Annotated in this window: 20 protein-coding genes; 13 read left to right on the forward strand and 7 right to left on the reverse strand. The window is 66.3% G+C overall.

Annotation, left to right across the window (positions count from 1 at the left end; all coding sequences use genetic code 11):
- The first annotated feature begins 18 nt into the window (after positions 1–18).
- The 3 genes from AB6730_RS04470 to cyoE are packed head-to-tail and all read left to right on the forward strand — an operon-like array spanning position 19 to position 2,647.
- Positions 19–585: a hypothetical protein gene (locus tag AB6730_RS04470; RefSeq protein WP_371022454.1), complete on the forward strand. Its 567-nt coding sequence runs from the start codon at positions 19–21 to the stop codon at positions 583–585.
- The gene (locus AB6730_RS04475) at positions 585–1,733 is read left to right on the forward strand and encodes a heme A synthase (protein ID WP_371022455.1); all 1,149 of its coding nucleotides are present in this window, start codon (positions 585–587) and stop codon (positions 1,731–1,733) included. The genes AB6730_RS04470 and AB6730_RS04475 overlap by 1 nt, the downstream gene beginning before the upstream one ends.
- Entirely contained in the window at positions 1,730–2,647 is a 918-nt protein-coding gene (gene cyoE / locus AB6730_RS04480) for a heme o synthase (protein WP_371022456.1), read from the forward strand. The genes AB6730_RS04475 and cyoE overlap by 4 nt, the downstream gene beginning before the upstream one ends.
- Positions 2,648–2,749: 102 nt before the next feature.
- Here the strand turns inward: cyoE and AB6730_RS04485 are convergent, their stop codons facing one another.
- The gene (locus AB6730_RS04485) at positions 2,750–3,586 is read right to left on the reverse strand and encodes an alpha/beta fold hydrolase (RefSeq protein WP_371022457.1); all 837 of its coding nucleotides are present in this window, start codon (positions 3,584–3,586) and stop codon (positions 2,750–2,752) included.
- Positions 3,579–4,700, reverse strand: coding sequence for a ferrochelatase (gene hemH, locus AB6730_RS04490; protein ID WP_371022458.1), 1,122 nt, complete (start codon positions 4,698–4,700; stop codon positions 3,579–3,581). Before hemH ends, AB6730_RS04485 begins: the two co-directional genes overlap by 8 nt.
- A gap of 109 nt (positions 4,701–4,809) precedes the next feature.
- Between hemH and AB6730_RS04495 the strand changes: the two genes are divergently transcribed.
- The 5 genes from AB6730_RS04495 (at position 4,810) to AB6730_RS04515 (ending at position 7,622) form a co-directional block, all read left to right on the forward strand.
- A complete protein-coding gene (locus tag AB6730_RS04495; protein ID WP_371022459.1) occupies positions 4,810–5,499 on the forward strand; it encodes a lipid-binding SYLF domain-containing protein in 690 nt (229 codons plus the stop codon).
- 71 nt (positions 5,500–5,570) lie between these two features.
- Positions 5,571–5,816 carry a twin-arginine translocase TatA/TatE family subunit gene (tatA, locus tag AB6730_RS04500; RefSeq protein WP_371022460.1) on the forward strand — a complete coding sequence of 82 codons (246 nt, stop codon included), beginning with the start codon at positions 5,571–5,573 and terminating at the stop codon, positions 5,814–5,816.
- 13 nt (positions 5,817–5,829) lie between these two features.
- On the forward strand, positions 5,830–6,243 hold the full coding sequence (gene tatB, locus AB6730_RS04505; RefSeq protein ID WP_371022461.1) for a Sec-independent protein translocase protein TatB: 414 nt from the start codon (positions 5,830–5,832) through the stop codon (positions 6,241–6,243).
- Positions 6,230–6,988, forward strand: a complete 759-nt coding sequence (gene tatC, locus AB6730_RS04510; protein WP_371022462.1) for a twin-arginine translocase subunit TatC — start codon at positions 6,230–6,232, stop codon at positions 6,986–6,988. Before tatB ends, tatC begins: the two co-directional genes overlap by 14 nt.
- Positions 6,989–6,992: 4 nt before the next feature.
- Positions 6,993–7,622, forward strand: coding sequence for a hypothetical protein (locus AB6730_RS04515; protein ID WP_371022463.1), 630 nt, complete (start codon positions 6,993–6,995; stop codon positions 7,620–7,622).
- 69 nt (positions 7,623–7,691) lie between these two features.
- On the opposite strand, the gene AB6730_RS04520 is transcribed toward AB6730_RS04515, so the two are convergent.
- The 3 genes from AB6730_RS04520 to AB6730_RS04530 all read right to left on the reverse strand — a co-directional run bounded on the left by AB6730_RS04520 (position 7,692) and on the right by AB6730_RS04530 (position 10,612).
- Positions 7,692–7,934, reverse strand: a complete 243-nt coding sequence (locus AB6730_RS04520; protein ID WP_371022464.1) for a hypothetical protein — start codon at positions 7,932–7,934, stop codon at positions 7,692–7,694.
- 135 nt (positions 7,935–8,069) lie between these two features.
- Complete coding sequence (locus AB6730_RS04525; protein ID WP_371022465.1) at positions 8,070–9,425, reverse strand: S41 family peptidase; 1,356 nt, start codon at positions 9,423–9,425, stop codon at positions 8,070–8,072.
- A gap of 14 nt (positions 9,426–9,439) precedes the next feature.
- Complete coding sequence (locus AB6730_RS04530; RefSeq protein WP_371022466.1) at positions 9,440–10,612, reverse strand: murein hydrolase activator EnvC; 1,173 nt, start codon at positions 10,610–10,612, stop codon at positions 9,440–9,442.
- Positions 10,613–10,876: 264 nt separating this feature from the next.
- Between AB6730_RS04530 and gltB the strand changes: the two genes are divergently transcribed.
- From gltB to AB6730_RS04550, 4 genes are all read left to right on the forward strand, one after another.
- A complete protein-coding gene (gltB, locus tag AB6730_RS04535) occupies positions 10,877–15,328 on the forward strand; it encodes a glutamate synthase large subunit (RefSeq protein ID WP_371022467.1) in 4,452 nt (1,483 codons plus the stop codon).
- Complete coding sequence (locus tag AB6730_RS04540; protein ID WP_371022468.1) at positions 15,325–16,812, forward strand: FAD-dependent oxidoreductase; 1,488 nt, start codon at positions 15,325–15,327, stop codon at positions 16,810–16,812. Before gltB ends, AB6730_RS04540 begins: the two co-directional genes overlap by 4 nt.
- Positions 16,813–17,144: 332 nt before the next feature.
- Positions 17,145–17,906 carry an NRDE family protein gene (locus AB6730_RS04545; RefSeq protein WP_371022469.1) on the forward strand — a complete coding sequence of 254 codons (762 nt, stop codon included), beginning with the start codon at positions 17,145–17,147 and terminating at the stop codon, positions 17,904–17,906.
- A gap of 133 nt (positions 17,907–18,039) precedes the next feature.
- Positions 18,040–18,834 (forward strand): SDR family NAD(P)-dependent oxidoreductase, encoded by a 795-nt coding sequence (locus AB6730_RS04550; RefSeq protein ID WP_371022470.1) that lies wholly within the window; start codon positions 18,040–18,042, stop codon positions 18,832–18,834.
- Between the two features lie 181 nt (positions 18,835–19,015).
- Here AB6730_RS04550 and AB6730_RS04555 read toward each other — a convergent pair whose 3' ends face one another.
- Together AB6730_RS04555 and AB6730_RS04560 are read right to left on the reverse strand one after the other, a co-directional pair.
- Positions 19,016–19,324, reverse strand: a complete 309-nt coding sequence (locus AB6730_RS04555; protein WP_371022471.1) for a hypothetical protein — start codon at positions 19,322–19,324, stop codon at positions 19,016–19,018.
- Positions 19,321–19,698 (reverse strand): YchJ family protein, encoded by a 378-nt coding sequence (locus AB6730_RS04560; RefSeq protein WP_371022472.1) that lies wholly within the window; start codon positions 19,696–19,698, stop codon positions 19,321–19,323. Before AB6730_RS04560 ends, AB6730_RS04555 begins: the two co-directional genes overlap by 4 nt.
- A 171-nt stretch (positions 19,699–19,869) precedes the next feature.
- Between AB6730_RS04560 and AB6730_RS04565 the strand changes: the two genes are divergently transcribed.
- Positions 19,870–20,352, forward strand: coding sequence for a hypothetical protein (locus AB6730_RS04565; RefSeq protein WP_371022473.1), 483 nt, complete (start codon positions 19,870–19,872; stop codon positions 20,350–20,352).
- Positions 20,353–20,454: the final 102 nt, after the last annotated feature.

Below are 20,454 nucleotides of genomic sequence, written 5' to 3' on the forward strand. Positions count from 1 at the left end.
GTAGCGGCCCGAGAGCTCATGACCGATCCGACCGTCCGAACCACCACCCCCCGCAGCGGCCGCCTCAAGCTGGTCCTGATCATGCTGGTCTTCCTCGCGCCGATCGTCGCCGCCGGGTTGCTCACCCTTTCCGGCTGGCAACCCCAGGGCAAGGGCAACGGGCAGCCGATCGTGCCGCAGCGCAGCCTCGCCGCCGTGCGCGTGGATGTCGATGGCCAGCCCTGGGCATGGCGTGACGTCGAACCGCGCCTCACCCTGGTGGCGCTGCCGGGCCCGGATTGTGCGGTGCGTTGCGTGCATACCCTCGGCCTCATGCGCAATGCGCGGATCGTGCTCAACCGCAACGCCGATCGGTTGCGCCTGCTTTACCTGGGCAGCGCGCCCACCGCGGCTGGGGCGGACGCGGTGATGGTCGCCTATAAGGTCGGCAGCGATCCCTCGGACGCCTTCGGCGAGTTCCGCCCGACCGAGCCCGACAGCGTGGCGGCGGTGCTGGTCGAGTCCAACGCGACCGCGCTGTCGTATTACCCGGCGGGCTTCGATCCGACCGGGTTGCGCAAGGACCTGCAGAAGGTGATCCGCTGATGTCGCCGCGTTCCGTGAAGGTCCTGAGGACGCTCGCGTTGCTCGCGGCGCTGTTCGCTTTTGGCGTGGTGATGTTCGGTGCCTTCGTGCGCTTGTCGAACGCGGGGCTCTCCTGTCCCGATTGGCCGACCTGCTACGGCAAGGCCACCTGGCCGGGTCATGCGCAGGATATCGCGCAGGCGAACGAAGCCTTTCCCGACCGTCCCTACGAGACGCACAAGGCCTGGCGTGAGCAGGTGCATCGTTTCCTTGCCGGCAGCCTCGGTGTGATGGTGCTGGCGATCGCGTTGATCGCCGCATGGCGCCGCCGCTTCGCCGTGCTGTCGGTCGCCCTCGCGGCGGTCTTCGCCGCCGTGGGCGTGGTCATGTACATGCGTGGCGAGCACGTGGTCTCGTCCTGCCTGTCCGCACTGGCGATCGCCTTGCCCTTGATCGCCGCGGCGACGCTCGACCGTCCTGGCGCCTGGAAGGTCGGCGTGGCGGCCCTGGCCGTCATCATTTTCCAGGCCATGCTCGGCATGTGGACGGTGACCCTGTTGTTGAAACCCATCGTGGTGATGGGTCATCTCCTCGGCGGACTGGCGACGTTCGCCCTGCTGGCCTGGGTGGCGCTGCGCTGGTGGCGTGTCGGCACGCCGGACGACCGTTTCGCCGCCCTGCGTGCGCCGGTCGCGATCGGCATCGTCGTGCTGGTGTGCCAGATCGCCCTCGGTGGCTGGACCAGTTCGAACTACGCCGCGCTCGCGTGCGGTACCGACTTCCCCAAATGCCTTGGGCAATGGTGGCCGGAAACCGATTTCCCGCAGGCCTTCGTGCTCTGGCGCGGCATCGGGGTCAACTATGAGGGAGGCGTTCTCGACATGGCCGCGCGCAGCGCGATCCAGGTCGCCCATCGCATCGGTGCCCTGGTGACCTTCTGCTACCTCGGCTGGTTGTCCCACCGCCTGGCCCGTGCCGGACTGCGCAAGGCTGGTATCGCGGTCGCCGTGGTGCTGGTGGCCCAGGTGCTGCTCGGCATCGGCAACGTGCACCTCGGGCTGCCGCTTCCGGTGGCCACGGCGCACAATGGTGTCGCCGCGCTGTTGTTGTTCACCCTGCTGGTGGCGCTTGCCAGCACGCAGCGCCTGCCCGTGCCGGAGTCCCCTTGAGCATCCTCGGTCAATACCTCGAACTGACCAAGCCGCGCGTCGTCGCGTTGCTGGTCTTCTGCGCCATCATCGGCATGTTCCTCGCCGTGGATGCGAACGGGCAACGCATGCTGCCCGGCTGGCATGCCGTGGTGTTCGGCACCTTGGGCATCTGGCTGGCCTCCGCGTCGGCGGCGGCGTTCAACCACCTGATCGACCAGCGCATCGACAAGCTGATGACGCGCACGTCGCACCGTCCGCTGGCGACGGGCCAGCTCACGCCCATGCAGGTCTTCGTGTTCGCGATGAGCCTGGGCATCGTCTCGATGCTGATCCTCGTGTTCCTGGTGAACATGCTGACGGCGGTGCTCACCTTCTTCTCGCTGATCGGCTACGCGGTGATCTACACCGCCTACCTGAAGCGCGCGACGCCGCAGAACATCGTCATCGGTGGCATCGCCGGCGCGGCACCTCCGATGCTCGGCTGGACCGCCGTCACCGGTTCGCTGCATCCGTATGCCTTGCAGTTGCTGCTCATCATCTTCGTCTGGACGCCGCCGCATTTCTGGGCGCTTGCGATCTTCCGCGTCGAGGATTATTCACGTGCGCAGGTACCGATGCTGCCGGTGACCCACGGCGTCACCTACACGCGCTGGCATATCCTGTTCTATACGATCCTGCTTTTCGTGGTGACCCTGCTGCCGTTCTTCACCGGCATGAGCGGGTTGATCTACCTGTTCGGCGCCGTGGTGCTCGGCGCGGGTTTCCTCTGGTACGCGGTCCGCATGCTGAACCCGCCGGACGATCTCTTCGCCATGAAGATGTTCAACTATTCCATCGTCTACCTGATGGTGTTGTTCGCCTTCCTGCTGGCCGACCACTGGCTGGTCGACCCGGTCATCCAGACGGGCTTCCGCTTCGAACCGGTGGCCTGATCGTGGGAGCCGCTTCAGCGGCGATCCCGCGGCAGCGGGCCAGTCCGAGGCAGGCACCTCATCGCCGCTGAAGCGGCTCCCACAAGGTGGCTGAAGGCTGTACTAGAGCGCTGTGTGCGACCAGCTGGCCACGGCGGCGGGGTGTTCGAGGTGCAGGTGGTGGCCGCCGTCCATGTGGGTGACCGTGATGTCCGCCACGCAGTCGATGCGTACCTGCATCACCTCGGGTTCGAGGTAGGGCGCGTGCGGGCGGGCGAGCAGCAGTGACGTCGGCGCCGCGAGGCCCAGCAGCAGGGCCATGATCTGCGTCTCCGCCAGGCGGATCGGCGTGGGCCGGGACAGGCGCGGGTCGCTGCGCCAGCTGTAACCGCCTTCGGCCTCACGAAGCCCGCGCTCCACGATGTGCCGTGCGAGGGACGCGTCGAGTCCACTCGCCAGGGCACGGGCGCGCGCGGCGTCGTCGATGGAAGGAAACACGCGCAGCGGACGGCTGCCCTCGGCCTTCACCGCCATCGCTTCGCGGAAGCGGTCGAGCGTGCGCGAGCCGTCGTCGCCCAGCGGCCCCAGGCCTTCGATGAGGGCGAGTCCGCGGATGCGTTCCGGCGCCGCGATGGCCACCATGGTGGCCACGCCAGCTCCGAGCGAGTGCCCGAGCAGGTGGAAGCGGGGCAGGGCGAGGGCGTCGACGGCGGCCAGCACGGCACGGGCGTAGTCGACGTGCTGGTAAATCATGTTTTCGGGGAAATGCTGCGAGCCACCGTGCCCGGGCAGGTCGAGCGCGATCACGTGGAACCGCTCCGCCAGATGCGGCGCCAGCAAGGCGAAGCTGGCGGCGTTATCGAGCCATCCGTGCAGCATCACCAGCGGTGGCGCATCCGGCTCGCCCCAACTCAGGGCCGCCAGCTCCAAGCCGGGCGTGGACACTTTCAGTTCACGCATCACCATCGATCCGGCGGGCGCGCTCGCCCGCGGCGGCGAGTTGGGCGGCGACGGACGCGCCGTCGTAACCCGGCGAGAATTCCGGCCAACCCTGGCCGTGCCGAAGGACGAGGCCGGTCAGAGTTTGCACGTGTGACGGTGTCGCATTGAGGCAAGGGATGTAGCTCAGCGTGTCGCCACCCGCTTCGCGGAAGAAGTCTGCGTTCTGCATGGCGATTTCCTCGAGCGTCTCCAGGCAATCCACGGCGAAGCCGGGGCTGATCACATCGATCCGCTTGATGCCGCGCGCGCCGAACGCCTTGACCGTCTCATCCGTATAAGGATGCAGCCAGCGCTCGCGCCCCACCCGCGACTGGAAGCTTATCGGTGCTTCGTCCTCGGACAGGCCCAGCGCCTCGCGCAGCAGGCGCGCCGTGGCGTGGCACTGGCAGAAGTACGGGTCGCCGGCGCGCAGGTACCGCTCCGGAATGCCGTGGAAACTCATCAGCAGCTTCTCGCCCCGACCATTGGCAGCCCAGTGCGCGCGGACACTGTCGGCCAGGGCGGCGATGTAGGCGGCCTCGTCATGATAGTCGTTGACCTGGCGGAGTTCCGGAGGCCAGCGCAGGCTTTTCACGGTGTCGGCGACGGCATCGAACACGCTTCCCGTGGAAGTGGCCGAGTACTGCGGATACAGCGGAAGCACCAGCAGGCGGCGGACGCCCTCGCGCTGCAAGGCGGCGATGGTGCTCGCGACGTCGGGCTTGCCGTAGCGCATGGCCAGCGCCACGCGGACCGGGCCGGGCGCGTGCGAGGCCAGTTCTGCCTGGAACGCGGCGGCGAGGGCTTCGCTGCCCACGCGCAAGGGCGAGCCTTCCGGCGTCCAGATGCGCGCATACGCGTGGGCCGAGCGTTTGGGCCGCACGCGCAGGATCACCCCATGCAGGATCGCCAGCCACAGCAGGCGCGGGTATTCGATGACGCGTGGATCGCCGAGGAACTGGGCGAGGTAGGGCCGGACCGCGGCCGCCGTGGGCGCGTCAGGTGTACCGAGATTAACCAGCAGCACCGCCGCCTGGGGCCGGGTGTCGTGGGAATGACCGGCAAGGCCGGTATAGTTTGGCGTACCTGGCATCGGCGTCCGGCGCTCGCGGGGATCGCCGCAGTCTGCCATACGGCGGCGCGGCGGGGCTTGCTCGCGTTGCCGCAGCCGATGCCTTCCCGCGCCAGAAAGGAGCCACCCGATGTCCCCACGCCTGTCCCGTCTGCTCGCCCTCGGACTTCTCACCCTGCTCCCGTCCATGGCGGCGCAGGCGGCGGACCCGCCGCGCACCCAGGCCCGGGAAGCGGTGCGGGTGCTCTCGGAAATGATCGACGACGCGCCCGACAAGTCCCTGCCGGCCGACCTGCTGAAGAACGCGCGCGCCATCGCCGTGATCCCCGGCATGGTCAAGGGCGGTTTCGTCTTCTCCGGCGCCAAGGGCGAGGGCCTGATCTCGATCAAGACCCGGGACGGCACCTGGTCGAACCCGAATTTCATCTCCACCGCCGCCGCCGGCGTGGGTTTCCAGGCGGGCATCCAGTCCACCGACGTGATCCTCGTCTTCCGCACCGACCGCGGCGTGGACAGCATCATCGACGGCAAATTCACGATGGGCGCCAACGCGTCCGCCGCGGCCGGCCCGGTGGGCCGCTCGGCCACGGCGGCCACCGATGGCCAGATGAAGGCCGAGATCTACACGTATTCCCGTGCCAAGGGCCTTTTCGCCGGCATCGCGCTGGACGGCGCCCGGATCAGCATCGACGACGACTCCAACGAGGAAATCTACGGCCCCGGGATCACCGCCCGCCGCATTTTTGAAGGCGGTGTGACGAATGTTCCAAGCGAGGTGGTGGAATTCAGGGATAAACTGGAGGAGTACACTAACCGCTGATCGTCCACCGGCGCCCCCCTTGGGCGCCGGCCCGTCCCACCGGCGCCGATGAGGGCGCCCTCGAGGTTTCCATGAGCATTACCCATATCGTCCTCCTGCTGCTCGTCGTCGTGCTGATCTTCGGTACGAAGAAGCTTCGCAACATCGGCTCGGACCTGGGCGGCGCCATGCGCGACTTCAAGAAGGGCCTGGACGGCGACGAAGAGGCCAAGGCGGCCCGCGAGCGTGAGGAAAAGCTGCGCGCCGATCCGCCGTCCTCGACCCAGGTGCCGCCGGCCCACAGCGAGACGAGCGAGCCGCGCGACCGCGGTCAGTGATCCTGGCGCCGCCATGATCGACATCAGTCTAGGCAAGCTGCTGCTTCTCGCGGTGGTCGCCCTCATCGTCCTCGGCCCGGAACGCCTGCCCCATGCGGCCCGCACCGCCGGGGCCCTGTTGCGTCGCATGCGCAACGGCTGGGATAGCGTGCGCGCCGAGGTGGAGCGGGAGATCCAGGCCGAGGAGATCAAGCGCACCCTGCGTGAAACCGCCGACAACGCCCGCGCCGCCCACGACAGCGTGCGCCAGGATATCCACGCCGCCGGCGCCGAGATCCGCGGCACCGGCGAACGCGTGCGCGACACCTTCACCGAAACACAAACAGCGCGTGCCGCGGCCGGCGAGCCCGACCCCGCGGTCGACATGCTTCCATTGAAGCGCGACGAGCCGGCATCGTCCGGGAACGAGCAGCATGACCGCACGTGAGCCCGATCCGTCGCCCGACGACGTGGTCGAAGAGGGCCTGTTCTCCCACCTGATGGAACTGCGCACGCGGTTGCTGAAGGCGATCGTCGTGCTGCTGCTGGTCCTGCTGGCCCTGGTGCCGGTGGCGAACCATCTTTACGCGGAGTTGGCCAAGCCCTTGGTCGAGCGCATGCCGCAGGGCGCGCACCTGATCGCCACCGAAGTGGCGAGTCCGTTCGTCACGCCGCTGAAGCTGGCGTTCTTCGTGGCGCTGTTCATCAGCATGCCGATGATCCTCTACCAGTTGTGGTCGTTCGTCAGCCCGGGCCTGTACCGGCACGAGAAGCGCCTGGCCCGGCCGTTGCTGGTCGCCTCGCTGGTGCTGTTCTATTCCGGCTGTGCCTTCGCGTATTTCGTGGTGTTGCCGGCGGCCTTCAAGTTCCTCAACGCGGTCACGCCCGAAGGCGTCGCGATGATGACGGACATCACGCATTACCTCGATTTCGTGATGCTGATGTTCTTCGCCTTCGGCCTCTGTTTCGAAGTGCCCGTGGCCGTGGTGATCCTCGCCGCGATCGGCGTCGTCGATGCCGAGAAGCTCAGCAAGGGCCGTGGCTATGCCATCGTGGGTGCGTTCGCCATCGCGGCGTTCATCACCCCGCCCGACCTGCTGTCGATGGTGATGCTCGCCGTGCCCATGTGCCTGCTCTACGAACTGGGCTTGCTGGCGGTGCGCTTCCTCCTCAAGCCACCCGTCCAGGACTGACGCCATGGGCGCCTCGATCGGCTGGCTGGCGGTCAAGGGCAAGGGTGGTGACGAAGTGCGCACGGCGCTCGATCTCGTGCCGAATGGCCAGACGGCGACCCAGCCGCGCCGTGGTTTTTCCATCGCCTTGCCGAACGGCTGGTTCGTCGTGGTCACCCGCTTCGCGGCGCCGCTGATCGCCGAGGACGACATGCGCCGGTTGTCTCGCGGCTGCGTGCTGGTCACCTGCGAATACGATGACGACGTCATGGTGAGTTCCGCCACCTGCTACGTCAACGGCATCCGCAACTGGCGCGCCGAGCACGACGGGCAGCAGGACGACACGCGCGACCTCTCCACCAGCGGCAGCCTTCCCGCTGCGTTCGACGCCATCCATGCGCGCATCGAAGGCCTGCAGGACGCGGCCGACGCGGAAGGCGACGATGTGGACCACTACTATTCCCTGCCGATCGAACTCGCGCAGAGCGTCACCACCTTCCACGCCGACCTGCCCGCGTCGGCCTATGGCGCGACGGCGTGCGAAGGTTGGGTGGTGGCCGAAGCCACGGCCGCCGCGCCGTCCGATCCCGACCTTCCGCGTAAGGTACGCAAGGCGGTGGAGAAGGCTTCGCGGCCGTGGTGGAAGTTCTGGTGACGCGCAAGACAAGGCATTCGATGGAGGCTGTTGCAAAGGTGATGACGGGTTTCGCGAAATACTTTTCGGCTAGGCCTGCTTATTGAAGGCGTAGCGCACAGCGTCGTCCAGGCTTTTGAATTGCGTCAGGTCCGTCGGTGGATCGATTCCAAGTTTGCCGCCGATGCGGTCGGCAACATCGTTCAGGGATTTGCACCCTCCGACGACCTTGGTCCAGTTCGATGACGTGAGGCTGGTCTTGATGTCGTGAGCCTTCAGGTGCTCATTGACAGTCTCGATGATGGTTGAACGGATCTGTTCTTCGGTGCTCATGGCATGTTCCTTATGCGATGTGGGGCAATAGGGAAGCCAGTCCTTCCGGCTTCCACACGCATGGTGTCCCCATCCTTCGATTCCGCCTATACGTCGTCTGTTGTAGGCGATCGATGGAAAATGGAATCCGATCCATTACCGATTGGTGGACTGCCGATTCAGCGCCATGCCCTTGAGCACATTCAGCGCCTGCGACAACGCGTAATCCTCGATCGCCAGCTTGCCGTCGTCATCCGTGGCGTTCTTGTCATCGGCGACTGCCTTCTCGTTGACGAGATGGTTCGGCAGGTCGGCCTCCGATCCGATCAACTGTGGCGGCGTGTCCGCCTTGTTCACGGCAAGATCGGCCAATGCGATATCCGGCTTGATGCCCTCGGCCTGGATCGACGTGCCATTGGGCGTGTAGTAACGCGCGGTGGTGATCTTCACCGCATGGTCCTGGTCTAGCGGCAACACGGTCTGCACCACGCCCTTGCCGAACGTGCGCCGGCCCATGATGAGGGCGCGATGGTTGTCCTTGAGCGCGCCGGAGACGATCTCCGCAGCCGAGGCGGTGCCGTTGTCGGTGAGGATGACCATGGGCGCGCCCTTGAGCAGGTCGCCCGGGTGCGCATCGAAGTGCAGGTTGGCGTCCGGGAGGCGGCCCTTGGTGGTGACGATGGTGCCGGAGTCGAGGAAGGCATCGGCGACGCCGACGGCGGTGGTCAACAGGCCGCCGGGATTCGAGCGCAGGTCGAGCACGGCGCCCTTGGGTGCGCCATTTTTCTTGATGAAGTCGGACAGTTTCTTGTCCAGGTCGGAGGACGTGTCCTCCTGGAACTGGCTCAGGCGGATATATACGTATCCCGGATCGAGCTGGCGCACCTTCACGCTGGTGACGTTGATGCGCTCGCGCACCAGCGGCAGGTCGATCGGCTTGTCGGACTTCTCGTGGAGGATGGTGAGGGTGATCTTGCTGCCGGGGTCGCCGCGCAGCTTCTTGAACGCCTCGTCGATGTTCTGGCTGTCGACCACCATGCCATCGACCTTGAGGATGGTGTCGCCGGGCTTGATCCCGGCGCGCGAGGCGGGGGTATCGTCGATCGGGGAAACGATCTTCAACATGCCGTCCACCTGCAACACCTCGATGCCGAGGCCGCCGTACTGGCCCGTGGTGTCCTCGTCGAGTTCGTCGAGGCCTTCCTTGTCGAGGTATTCGCTATGCGGGTCGAGGTTCTGCAGCATGCCGCTGATGGCGGCGTTCATGATGGTCTTGTTGTCGAGCTTCTCGACGTAGGCCTGCTGGACGATGTGATACACCCGCGTGAAATTGCGGACGTCGTCCAGGCTGACCGTTTCGTCGGCTTTTTCGACCACGGCCGCGGCGCTGGTCGAGGACGCCGCCGGTGCGTCCGGCTGCTTGATCGGCTTCTGTTGGGCCTGGGCGGTGGGGATCGCCACGACGGCGCCGAGTGCCAGCGCGAGTGCGAGGCGAAGGGGGTGCTGACGCATGCCTTTCTCCGGGGTCAATGCCGTTTGCCGAGCCAGCCGCGCGCATCGATGGGTTTCCCACCCTGGCGCAGCTCGAAGTAGGCGCCGTTGTCACCGGCGGGCGCCGCGGCGGTTCCGACGGCTTCGCCGGCCTCCACCGTATCGCCCACGCCGTGCAGCAGCGTTTCGTTGTTGCCGTACATGCTCATGAATCCGTTGCCGTGGTTCACGATGATCATCATGCCGTAGCCGCGCAGGAAGCTGGCGAACACGACGCGACCCCGCGCCACCGCTTTCACCTCGCTGCCACGGGGAGCGACGATGATCACGCCATTGCCGTAGGCATGCACCGGGCCGTTGGCCGGCCAGGGCAGGTTGCCGCGCAGGTTGCCCATGGGGGCGCTGGCTGGCGCGCCCTTCGGTGCCGGCGCGGGCTCGGCGGCCTTGGCCGCCTCGTCGATCACTTTCTGTAGCCGGGCGACCAGGGCGTTCATGTCCTGCTCGTTCTGTTTCAGGGCGGCTATGCGCTGCGCCTGGTCCTTGTATTTCGAATCCGCTTCGGCCACGAGTTTCTGCTGTTCGGTCCGTTGCTTTTCCAGTTCGCCGGCGCGCTTCTCGCGCTCGGCACGGGCGGCCTCGAGCTTCTGCTGTTCGGCCGTGATGGCGGCTTCGACCTCCTGCAGCCGGGAAAGATCCGCGAGCAGGCCGCGGATGCGTTCCACGCGGTTCTCCTGGAAATAGCGGGAATAGGCCAGGGCGCGCGAGATCCGGTTGACGTCCTCGTCGCCCAGGAGCAACTGGAGGTCCGAGCCCCGGCCCAGGGTATAGGTGGCGCGAAGGAGGTCCCCGAGCGCACCTTTCTGTTTGTCCAGGCCCTCCTGGATACCGGCCCGCTGCTGGTTCAGCTGCTCGAGGTCGCGCCGGCGCTGCTCCAGTTCGGCCTCCGTGGCACGGACGGCCTTGGCCGCCGAGGAGACCTGTTCGGCCTGCCTTGCCAGCGCGGCGTTGGCGCTGTCGCGGGCGTTGGCCGTCTCCCGCTGCTCGCGGGTGAGCGCGTCGATGTCCTTGCGTACCCCTTCGAGCTTCTGCCGGGCCTCCTCCTGCTGGGCCCGCGCCTTGGCGTCCTGCTCGGCATGGGCCGGCGGGAGGGGGACGAACGTGGCGAGGACGAAGACGAGGGTGAGGGGCAGGCGGGGGACTGGGCGCATCGGAGGATTATTACCTATCCCGCGACGACTGGCTGGTATGGCCCACTACCGGCGCCGGGGGCCGTTTCCAGGAACTGGTCTCATGGCCACCCCGTAAGTTTTCCGTTCTTATTCTGTTTGGACGTCCGAATGCTTTGACGCAGCGCGGCAATTGTGACTAAAGTGGGACGCATGTCCTTAGCGCGCACGTGAAGGGCGACCGTTCCAGGTCGCGGGGCCCGATGCGCGCCATACCCAGCAAAACCAACAGCCACGAGGAGGCGGATGGTGAAGCAAGGCATTCCGCGCCTCTATGACGAGGCGTTCGAACACGACAGCTGCGGCTTCGGCATCGTCGCGCAGATAGACGGCCACGCGAGCGCCGCGCTGGTCGATACGGCGTTTTCCGCCCTGGCCAAGCTTTCCCACCGCGGTGGCGTGAACGCCGACGGTATCAGCGGCGACGGTTGCGGCGTGCTGATCCGCCGTCCGGTGGAATGGTTGCGCGCCCTCGCGGGTGAAGCGGGCATTTCGCTCGCCACGCATTTCGCCAGCGGTGTCGTCTTCCTCGATCCCAACGGGGACGATTCGGCGGCGCGGGTACTCGAGGCCGAACTGGCCGAGGTGAACCTGCGCGTGGCGGGCTGGCGTGATGTCGCCGTCGATGCCGCCGCATGCGGCCCCCTTGCCGCCTCGTCGATGCCGCGCGTGCGCCAGGTCTTCGTCGACGCGCCGGGCGATCTCGCCCCGGCGGTGTTCGAGGCCGCCTTGTTCCGCGCGCGCCGGCGGGCCGAGTTGAAGCTCGCCGACGACAAGCAATTCTACGTGGTGTCGCTCTCGGGTGAGGTGGTCGCCTATAAGGCGATGGCCGCGCCCGGCCACTTGCGTGACGTCTATCCGGACCTCAAGCACTCGGCCCTGGTCGCCGACGCGGTGGTCTTCCACCAGCGTTTTTCGACCAACACCTCGCCGCAGTGGCGCCTCGCCCAGCCGTTCCGGTTCCTGGCGCACAACGGCGAGATCAACACGATCCGCGCCAACCGCCGCTGGATGCAGGCGCGCACGTCGGTGATGCGTTCGGAGTTGGTCGACCTCTCGGACATCGGCCCCTTGGTCCGGCAGAGCGGCTCGGATTCCGAGAGCCTCGACAACGCCCTGGAAGTACTGCTGATGGGCGGCATGGACCTGCTCACCGCCATGCGCGTGCTGGTGCCGCCGGCCTATAGCGCGCGCGAGGACATCGACGAGGACCTCGCCGCGTTCTACGAGTACTACGCGTTGCACAGCGAGCCGTGGGATGGCCCTGCCGGACTGGTGATGTGCGATGGGCGCTATGCTGCTTGCACGCTCGACCGCAACGGGCTGCGCCCGGCGCGTTGGGCGTTGTCGGACGACAACCACCTCATCGTCGCCTCGGAAGCGGGTCTCTGGGATGTGCCGTCGTCGCGCATCGTGGCCAAGGGCCGCCTCGCCCCGGGCGAGATGATCGCGGTGGATTTTCGCGAGCACCGTCTGTTGCGCAACACCGATATCGATGCGATCAATCGTGCCCGCGCGCCGTTCCGCGACTGGCTGCGCGATGGCGTCACCTATCTCGAATCCGATCTTATCGATCCGAGCCTCGCCGCCGAGCCGCTGCCGGCGGACGAACTGCGCCGGTACCAGAAGCTCTATGGCCTTTCGCGCGAAGAGTGCGAATCGGTGTTGAAGGTGCTGGCCGAGACCGAAGCCGAAGCCACCGGCTCCATGGGCGACGACACGCCGATGGCGGTGCTCTCGCGGCAGATCCGGCCGCTTTTCGACCGCTTCCGCCAGGGCTTCGCCCAAGTCACCAACCCGCCGATCGACCCCTTGCGCGAGCGGCTGGTCATGTCGCTGGTGACGCAGATCGGGCAGGAACGGAACATCTTCGACCTCGGTCCCGAGAACGCGAAACAGATCCTGCTGAACTCGCCGATCCTCTCGCAGCGCAAGTTGCGACAGATCCTCGCCAATCCCGACTACGCCGACACGCCGCGCTTCGACCTCATGTACGGCGCCGACGAGACACTGGAGCAGGCCCTCCTGCGCATCTGTGACGCCGCCGAGGCGGCCGTGCGCGGTGGCGTGAGAATCGTCTTTCTCAGTGATCGTTATCCGCGCCGGGACATGCTGCCGATCCACTCGTTGCTCGCCACGGGCGCGGTGCATGCGCGCCTGGTCGACAAGGGCCTGCGTTGCCAGTGCAACATCATGGTCGAGACGGCCACGCCGCGCGATCCGCACCACTTCGCCTGCCTGATCGGATTCGGCGCCACGGCGATCTATCCGTGGCTGGCGTACCAGAGCCTGTTCGACATGGGACGCAGCGGACATATCCGCAACGGCGAGGGCGCGCCGCGTGAGATCGGCCGCAATTACCGCCGTGGCATCCGCAAGGGCTTGCTTAAGATCTTGTCCAAGATGGGCATCTCGACGGTCGCGGGCTACCGTGGCGCGCAGCTGTTCGAGATCGTCGGCCTCTCGCCGGACGTGGTGTCGATTTGTTTCCCCGGTACGCCATCGCGCATCGGCGGTTCCACCTTCGCCGATCTCGAGCACGAGCAGCGCCTGCTCGCGGCCGAGGCGTGGGATGAGGCGCAGTCGCTGCGTGCGGGCGGATTGTTCAAGTATGTGCACGGTGGCGAGTTCCACATGTACAACCCCGACGTGATCGCCAGCTTGCAGGTGGCGGTGCGCACGGGGGAATGGTCGGACTACGAGAAGTACGCTCACCACGTGGACGCCCGTCCACCCTCGGCGTTGCGCGACCTGCTCGTGCCGCGCGAGGCCACGCCGATCCCGCTCGACGAGGTCGAGCCGGTGGAGGCCATCCTCAAGCGCTTCGACTCCGCGGGCATGTCGCTCGGCGCATTGTCGCCGGAGGCGCACGAGGCGCTCGCCATCGCGATGAACCGCCTGGGCGCGCGAAGCAATTCGGGTGAAGGTGGCGAAGACCCCTCGCGCTACGGCACCGACCGCGCGTCGAAGATCAAGCAGGTGGCGTCGGGCCGTTTCGGCGTGACGCCGGCTTACCTCGTGAATGCGGAAGTGTTGCAGATCAAGATCGCCCAGGGCGCCAAGCCGGGCGAGGGTGGCCAGCTTCCCGGTCACAAGGTGGACGCGACGATCGCGCGGCTGCGTTACGCCAAGCCGGGTATCGGCCTCATTTCGCCACCGCCACACCACGACATCTACTCCATCGAAGACCTCGCCCAGCTGATCCACGACCTGAAGGAAGTGAACCCGCAGGCGCTGGTGTCGGTGAAGCTGGTCTCGCACGCTGGTGTCGGTACGGTCGCCGCCGGCGTGGTGAAGGCGGGTGCGGATCTCATCACGGTCTCCGGCCACGACGGTGGCACCGGTGCCAGTCCACTCACGTCGATCAAGTACGCGGGTACGCCGTGGGAGCTGGGTCTCGCGGAAACTCAGCAGACCCTGCGTCTCAACGACTTGCGCGGTCGCGTCCGCTTGCAGACCGATGGTGGCCTGAAAACCGGCCTCGACGTGATCAAGGCGGCGATGCTGGGCGCGGAGAGCTTCGGTTTCGGTACGGGCCCGATGGTGGCGCTTGGCTGCAAGTACCTGCGCATCTGTCATCTGAACAACTGCGCCACCGGTGTGGCCACCCAGCATCCGGTGCTGCGCCAGAAGCACTTCCTCGGCTTGCCCGACATGGTGATGAACTACTTCCGCTTCATCGCGGAAGACGTGCGTCGTCACCTCGCGCGCCTTGGCGTGCGCTCCCTCGGCGAGTTGATCGGACAGAGTGGTCGACTGGAACAGCGCGACGGTGTCACCGCCGTGCAGGAACGTCTCGATCTCGCGCCGCTGATCACCGAAGACGGGTTGGGCGAGCAGGTCGATTTCGCCTGCACGCTGGCGCGCAACCCGATGCGTGATCCTGCTTCATTGGCCAATCGCATCACCGCGGACACGCGCCTCGCCGTGGCCGACCGTCTCGGTGGCACGTTCCGTTATCCCATCGTCAACACGGATCGTGCGATCGGCGCTCGCCTGTCGGGTGATGTGGCTCGCCGCTGGGGCGATGCCGGCATGTCCGACAAGCCCGTCAACCTGCACCTCGAAGGCGCGGCGGGGCAGAGCCTTGGTGCGTGGAACGCGGGTGGCGTGCATATCGACCTCGTGGGCGAAGCCAACGATGGCGTCGGCAAGGGCATGGCCGGTGGCCGCCTGGTGATCCGTCCGCCTGCGGATTCGCCGTTCGCCAGTCAGGACGCCTCGATCATCGGCAATACCTGTCTGTACGGCGCGACGGGTGGCGAGTTGTTCGCCGCGGGTCAGGCTGGCGAGCGCTTCGCCGTGCGTAACTCCGGCGCGCTGGCCGTCGTGGAAGGCGCTGGCGATCATTGCTGCGAATACATGACCGGCGGCGTGGTGGCCGTGCTTGGCCACACCGGGCTCAACTTCGGCGCAGGCATGACCGGCGGTTTCGCCTATGTGCTCGATCTCGAACGCAGCTTCGTCGATTGCTACAACCACGAGCTCGTCGACATCGTGCGTATCTCGCACGAAGGCATGGAACATTACATGCAGCACCTGCGCCAACTCATCGCCCGTCATGCCGAACTCACCGGCAGCGCCTGGGGCCATCGCGTGCTCGGCGATTTCCGCGGCCTGCTGCAGCGTTTCTGGCTGGTGAAGCCCAAGGCGGCGAGCCTCGACGCGCTGGCCGAAGAACTGCGGAGTGCCGCATGAGCGCGAAGGACTTCCGCTTCCTCGACATTCCCCGGCAGACGCCGCGCACGGTGCCGGTCGCCGTGCGCGTGCTCGGCTACGGCGAGATCTCCGGTGACTTCGCACCGACGGAAGCCGCCTCGCAATCGGAACGCTGCATCGATTGCGGCAACCCGTATTGCGAACACGCCTGCCCGGTGCACAACTACATCCCGAACTGGCTGAAGCTGGTGCAGGACGGCCGTCTTTTCGAAGCGGCCACGTTGATGCATGAGACCAACCCGCTGCCGGAGATCTGCGGCCGCGTGTGCCCGCAAGATCGTCTGTGCGAAGGTGCGTGCACCTTGGAGCAGGGCGATTTCGGTGCCGTGACGATCGGCAGCGTCGAGCGCTGGGCTACCGACGAAGCCATCCGCCAAGGTTGGCGTCCCGATCTTTCCCGGGTGCGTGAAACCGGTGCACGCGTCGCCGTGATCGGTGCCGGCCCCGCTGGGCTCGCCTGCGCGGATCGCCTGCGCCTGGCCGGCATCGGTGCCGATGTCTTCGATCGTCAGCACGAGATCGGTGGCCTGCTCACCTTCGGCATTCCTCCGTTCAAGCTCGACAAGTCGGTGGTGCGCACACGACGCATGGTGCTCGAAGGCATGGGCGTGCGCTTCCATCTCGGCGTCGAGATCGGCCGCGATATCGAGTTCGATGAATTGCTCGCGGACTACGATGCCGTGTTCGTCGGTACCGGTGCCTATACGTTCGTGGACGGCGAACTCGACGGTCGTGACCTGCGTGGCGTGCACGATGCGCTTCCCTTCCTCATCGCCAACACGGAACGCCTGCTGCACGACGAGATGCCGTCGCCGGAATACGACCTTGCCGGCAAGCACGTGGTGGTGTTGGGCGGTGGCGATACCGGCATGGACTGCAACCGAACGGCGATCCGTCTCGGTGCGGCGTCGGTCACCTGCGTCTATCGCCGCGACGAGCCGAGCATGCCGGGATCGCGCCGGGAAGTCGGCTACAGCCGCGAGGAAGGCGTGCGCTTCCTGTTCCAGCGTCAGCCCATCGCGCTGGTGGGTGAGCAAGGCAAGGTAAGCGCCGTGCGCGTGGTGGAGACCCAGCTCGTCGACGATGGCGATGGACGTCCGCGTCCGCGCAACGTCGAAGGCAGCGAGACCAACCTGCGCGCCGACGTGGTGATCCAGGCCTTCGGTTTCCAACCGAGCCCGCCCGACTGGTGCGACGCCTTCGGCATCGAGCGCGACCGCAGCGGCCGCATCGTCGCCGGCGGCGAAGGCCGCCTTCCCCTGCAAACGAGCAATCCGCGCGTCTTCGCCGGCGGCGACAACGTCCGCGGCGCCGACCTCGTCGTCCGCGCCGTCTACGACGGCCGCGAAGCCGCCGCCTCGATCGTCCGCCTGCTGGCTGCGAAGAAGACAGAAGCCAAGGCACTCCGAGACCCGGTGGGAGCCGACCTTGTCGGCGATCCCGCGGCAGCGGGCCAGGTCTAGGCAAAACCCATCGCCGGCATAGCCGGCTCCCACAGGGGGGGGCTGGCCCTACCCCTCGATCCGCCAAGGCCGAGGTCGCCGAGACCCGGTGGGGATCGCCGAGACCTGGTGGGAGGTCGCCGAGACCTGGTGGGAGGTCGCCGAGACTTGGTGGGAGCCGACTTGTCGGCGATCCCGCGGCAGCGGGCCAGGTTGAGGCAAGCACCCATCGCCGACAGGGTCGGCTCCCACCACAGCGGCTCCCACCAGGGCGGCTCCCACCACGGGCGGCGATTTCCGAACGGCGTCGCGGAAGCGCACAATAAGCCGATGCTCCCCCGAGCCAATTCCCCATGTGCCTGATCGCCTTCGCCTGGCGCGCCCATCCGCGCTGGCGCCTTGTCCTCGTCGGCAACCGCGACGAATTCCATGCCCGTCCCACCGCGCCGCTCGCCCCCTGGGATGAAGCGCCGCAAGTCCTCGCGGGACGCGACCTCGAGGCGGGCGGTACATGGGCCGGGGTGGGAGCGCAGGGACGGGCCAGCGTGATCACCAACGTGCGCGATATGTCCGCGGACCACAGCGGTCTCTCCCGTGGGCTACTGGTCGCCGATTACCTCGGCTCGACCCTCCCGGCACGTGCGCACGCGATCGAGTTGATGGCCAGCGCCAAGGACTATCGCCCGTTCAACCTGCTCACGTTCGACCGTGACGACGCGTACTACCTCGGTAACCACCCGAGCGCACGTGCACAACCCGTCGAGCCAGGCGTCCACGGATTGAGCAACGCGGACTTCAACGCTCCGTGGCCAAAGACGCGGGCCCTGGTGCATCGCCTGGACGAGTGGCTCCGGGAGGGCAAGGAAGACGACCTCGACGCCCTGTTCGCCATGGTCTCCGACCAGGGGCGCTGGCCGGACGATCTGCTGCCCGACACGGGCATCGGTATCGAACGAGAGCGTTTCCTTTCGAGCGCTTTCATCGTCGGCGAGAACTACGGCACCCGGGCCAGTACCGTCATTCTGGTCGATCATGAAGACCGCACCCTGATCGCGGAACGGCGCTTCGGCCCCGATGGTGTACCGGGAGGCGAGACCCGCTTGTCGGTCGCGTAAGCGCTCCGCCTCACCGTTCTTGGCTTTCAGGCGAGAGTCTTTTGCCTTCCGGGCGATTGAATCCCCCGGCGCATGCCCCGACGATGAACGGGTACGCCAAGCCGCGTCCTTTCATCAATCTCCCGGAGTCACCATGAATATCGACCTCAGCAAGCGCAGCGCCATCGTCAGTGGTTCCACAGCCGGTATCGGCCTCGCCATCGCTACCGGCCTCGCCGCTGCCGGCGCGTCCGTCGTCGTCACCGGTCGCACGCAAGCGCGTGTCGACGAAGCCATCGCCTCGGTGAAGAAGGCCGTTCCCGGTGCGAAGGTGAGCGGCGTCGCCGCCGATCTCGGCACGGCCGAAGGTGCGGCCGCGCTCATCAAGGCAGTGCCGAACACCGACATCCTCGTGAACAACCTGGGTATCTTCGAGCCGAAGGATTTCTTCGACATCGACGACGCCGAATGGACGCGCTTCTTCGAGGTGAACGTGACTTCGGGTGTACGCCTGTCACGCCACTACGCCAAGGGCATGGCCGAGCGTGGCTGGGGCCGCGTGCAGTTCATCTCCAGCGAATCGGGCATCCAGGTTCCCGCCGAGATGGTCCATTACGGCGTGACCAAGACCGCCCAGCTCGGCGTATCGCGCGGCCTGGCGGAAGTGCTCTCCGGCACCGGCGTGACGGTGAACGCGATCCTTCCGGGACCGACCTTGTCCGAAGGCGTGAGTGAATTCTTCGGCAAGATCGCGCAAAGCCAGGGCAAGAGCCTCGACGAGATCGAACGCGACTTCATCCAGACCCACCGCCCGACGTCGCTCATCAAGCGCTTGCTGAGCGTCGAGGAAGTCGCGAACGTCTCGGTCTACCTCGCTTCCGAACAAGCCTCCGGCACCACCGGCGCCTCGATCCGCGTCGACGGCGGCGTCACCCGCTCCATCATCTGATCGAGCGCTCCGGGATGGGAGCCGCTTCGTGTGTGGGAGCCCCTTGTCGCGGAGCCGCTTGTTGTGGGAGCTGCTTGTTGTGGGAGCCGCTTCAGCGGCGATCCCGCGGCAGCGGGCCAGAGGCCGGCAAGCACCCATCGCCGCTGAAGCGGCTCCCACACAAGCTGTCCCCACACACTACTCAATCACCCAGCTGACAAATGATCCGCGCAAACGCCCCATCGTCCCGCTGAAATTCAGGCCGCGGCGCATGGAACCGTTGCTCACTCAATGCCACCGAGGCCACCCGGTCCATCCGAAAGAACTTCCATCCGGCGGAGGCGCCCGACGCGCTTCCGCCGGCAACCTGGTAAGCACTCAATAATCGGTCACCCGCATGGTCGTCGCCATACACATGCGGTTGCACCAGTCGCGTTGCGCCGCCGTACTCCACGAGCAACAAACGCATTGACGCGATGGCCTCGCAAATCGTCGCCTCGAAGCGCTTCACGACACGTCGCCGTCCACGTAGAACCAGCGTCCATCCTCGCGCACGAACCGGCTGGTTTCGTGCATGCGCTCCGCGCTGCCACCACCCATCCGCAATCGCGCGACGAATTCGACGACGGCGGTATCCGGCGTCGGGTTCTCGTGACGTTTGACGGTCAAGCCAAGCCATGTCGGCTTCGGTGCCTGCGCAGCGAGCCCAAGCGACGCCGGCCGCGTACTGTCGTGCCACGTATCGAGCAGGTACGTTTCCAGGCCGAGCACATAGGCGCTGTAGCGCGACCGCATGAGTGCTTCGGCTGTTGGCGCGGGTTCGCCGGCGTGCCATCGGCCGCAGCAGGTGGCGTATTCGACGCCTCCACAGGGACATGGGTCCATCGCTAGTTCTGCCTCTGGGTTCGTGAATGACGTCGGTAAGTGTAAGTGACCGTCGGCGAAGGACACATGGACGCGTCGCAGGCCACGTCAAACGTAGGATTGACAACATTAAATCGGCGACCTAGATTCGCTCAACCACGGTGCAAGGCCGGGGCGAGGGGGCGGGGTGCGGTGAAGGCGATCCATCCAGTATTGATGGCCGTACTTTCTTTCGTTGCAGTCGAGCATTCGGCTGCGAGCGATCGTGTGGGCGACGCCAAACTCGAACAGCAGCGAAAATTACTCGTGGGTGCGGAAAGAGTGGATTTGGCCCGAAGCGCCGCCATCCGCATATGTGGTCTGATTGCTGACACGGAGGACCGCAGCCTTGTCTCACCAACACTTGTCTCCGATCTCGTGACGGCAACGAATTCGGATGACGAAGGTGTGTCCTACTTCGCTGTTCGTAGTCTCGCACTCATTGGACCGAGCGCATCCAGTGCGTTGCCAGCCCTGAACCGACTCCTGGAAAGGAAACGCCATCCACCTGCGGGAACGCTGATTCTGGGTATCAGTGCGGTTCCCCAGGTCGAGAATGCCATCAAGGTGATCCAAGGAATGCCTGTCAAGGTAATGCCGGCCGTGTCAGAGCGGTGCGATGCCCGCGATGGTTGAGAAGTGCTCGAAGGAAGGTCTCATCCTTGCCCTGGCGGATCGTGGTTGTACATGATGTCGCCGGCCTGTTTGAAGCACGGGGTCGTGCGTTTCCAACGGTGG

The organism is Luteibacter sp. RCC_6_2 (assembly GCF_041360655.1).
Lineage (GTDB): Bacteria > Pseudomonadota > Gammaproteobacteria > Xanthomonadales > Rhodanobacteraceae > Luteibacter.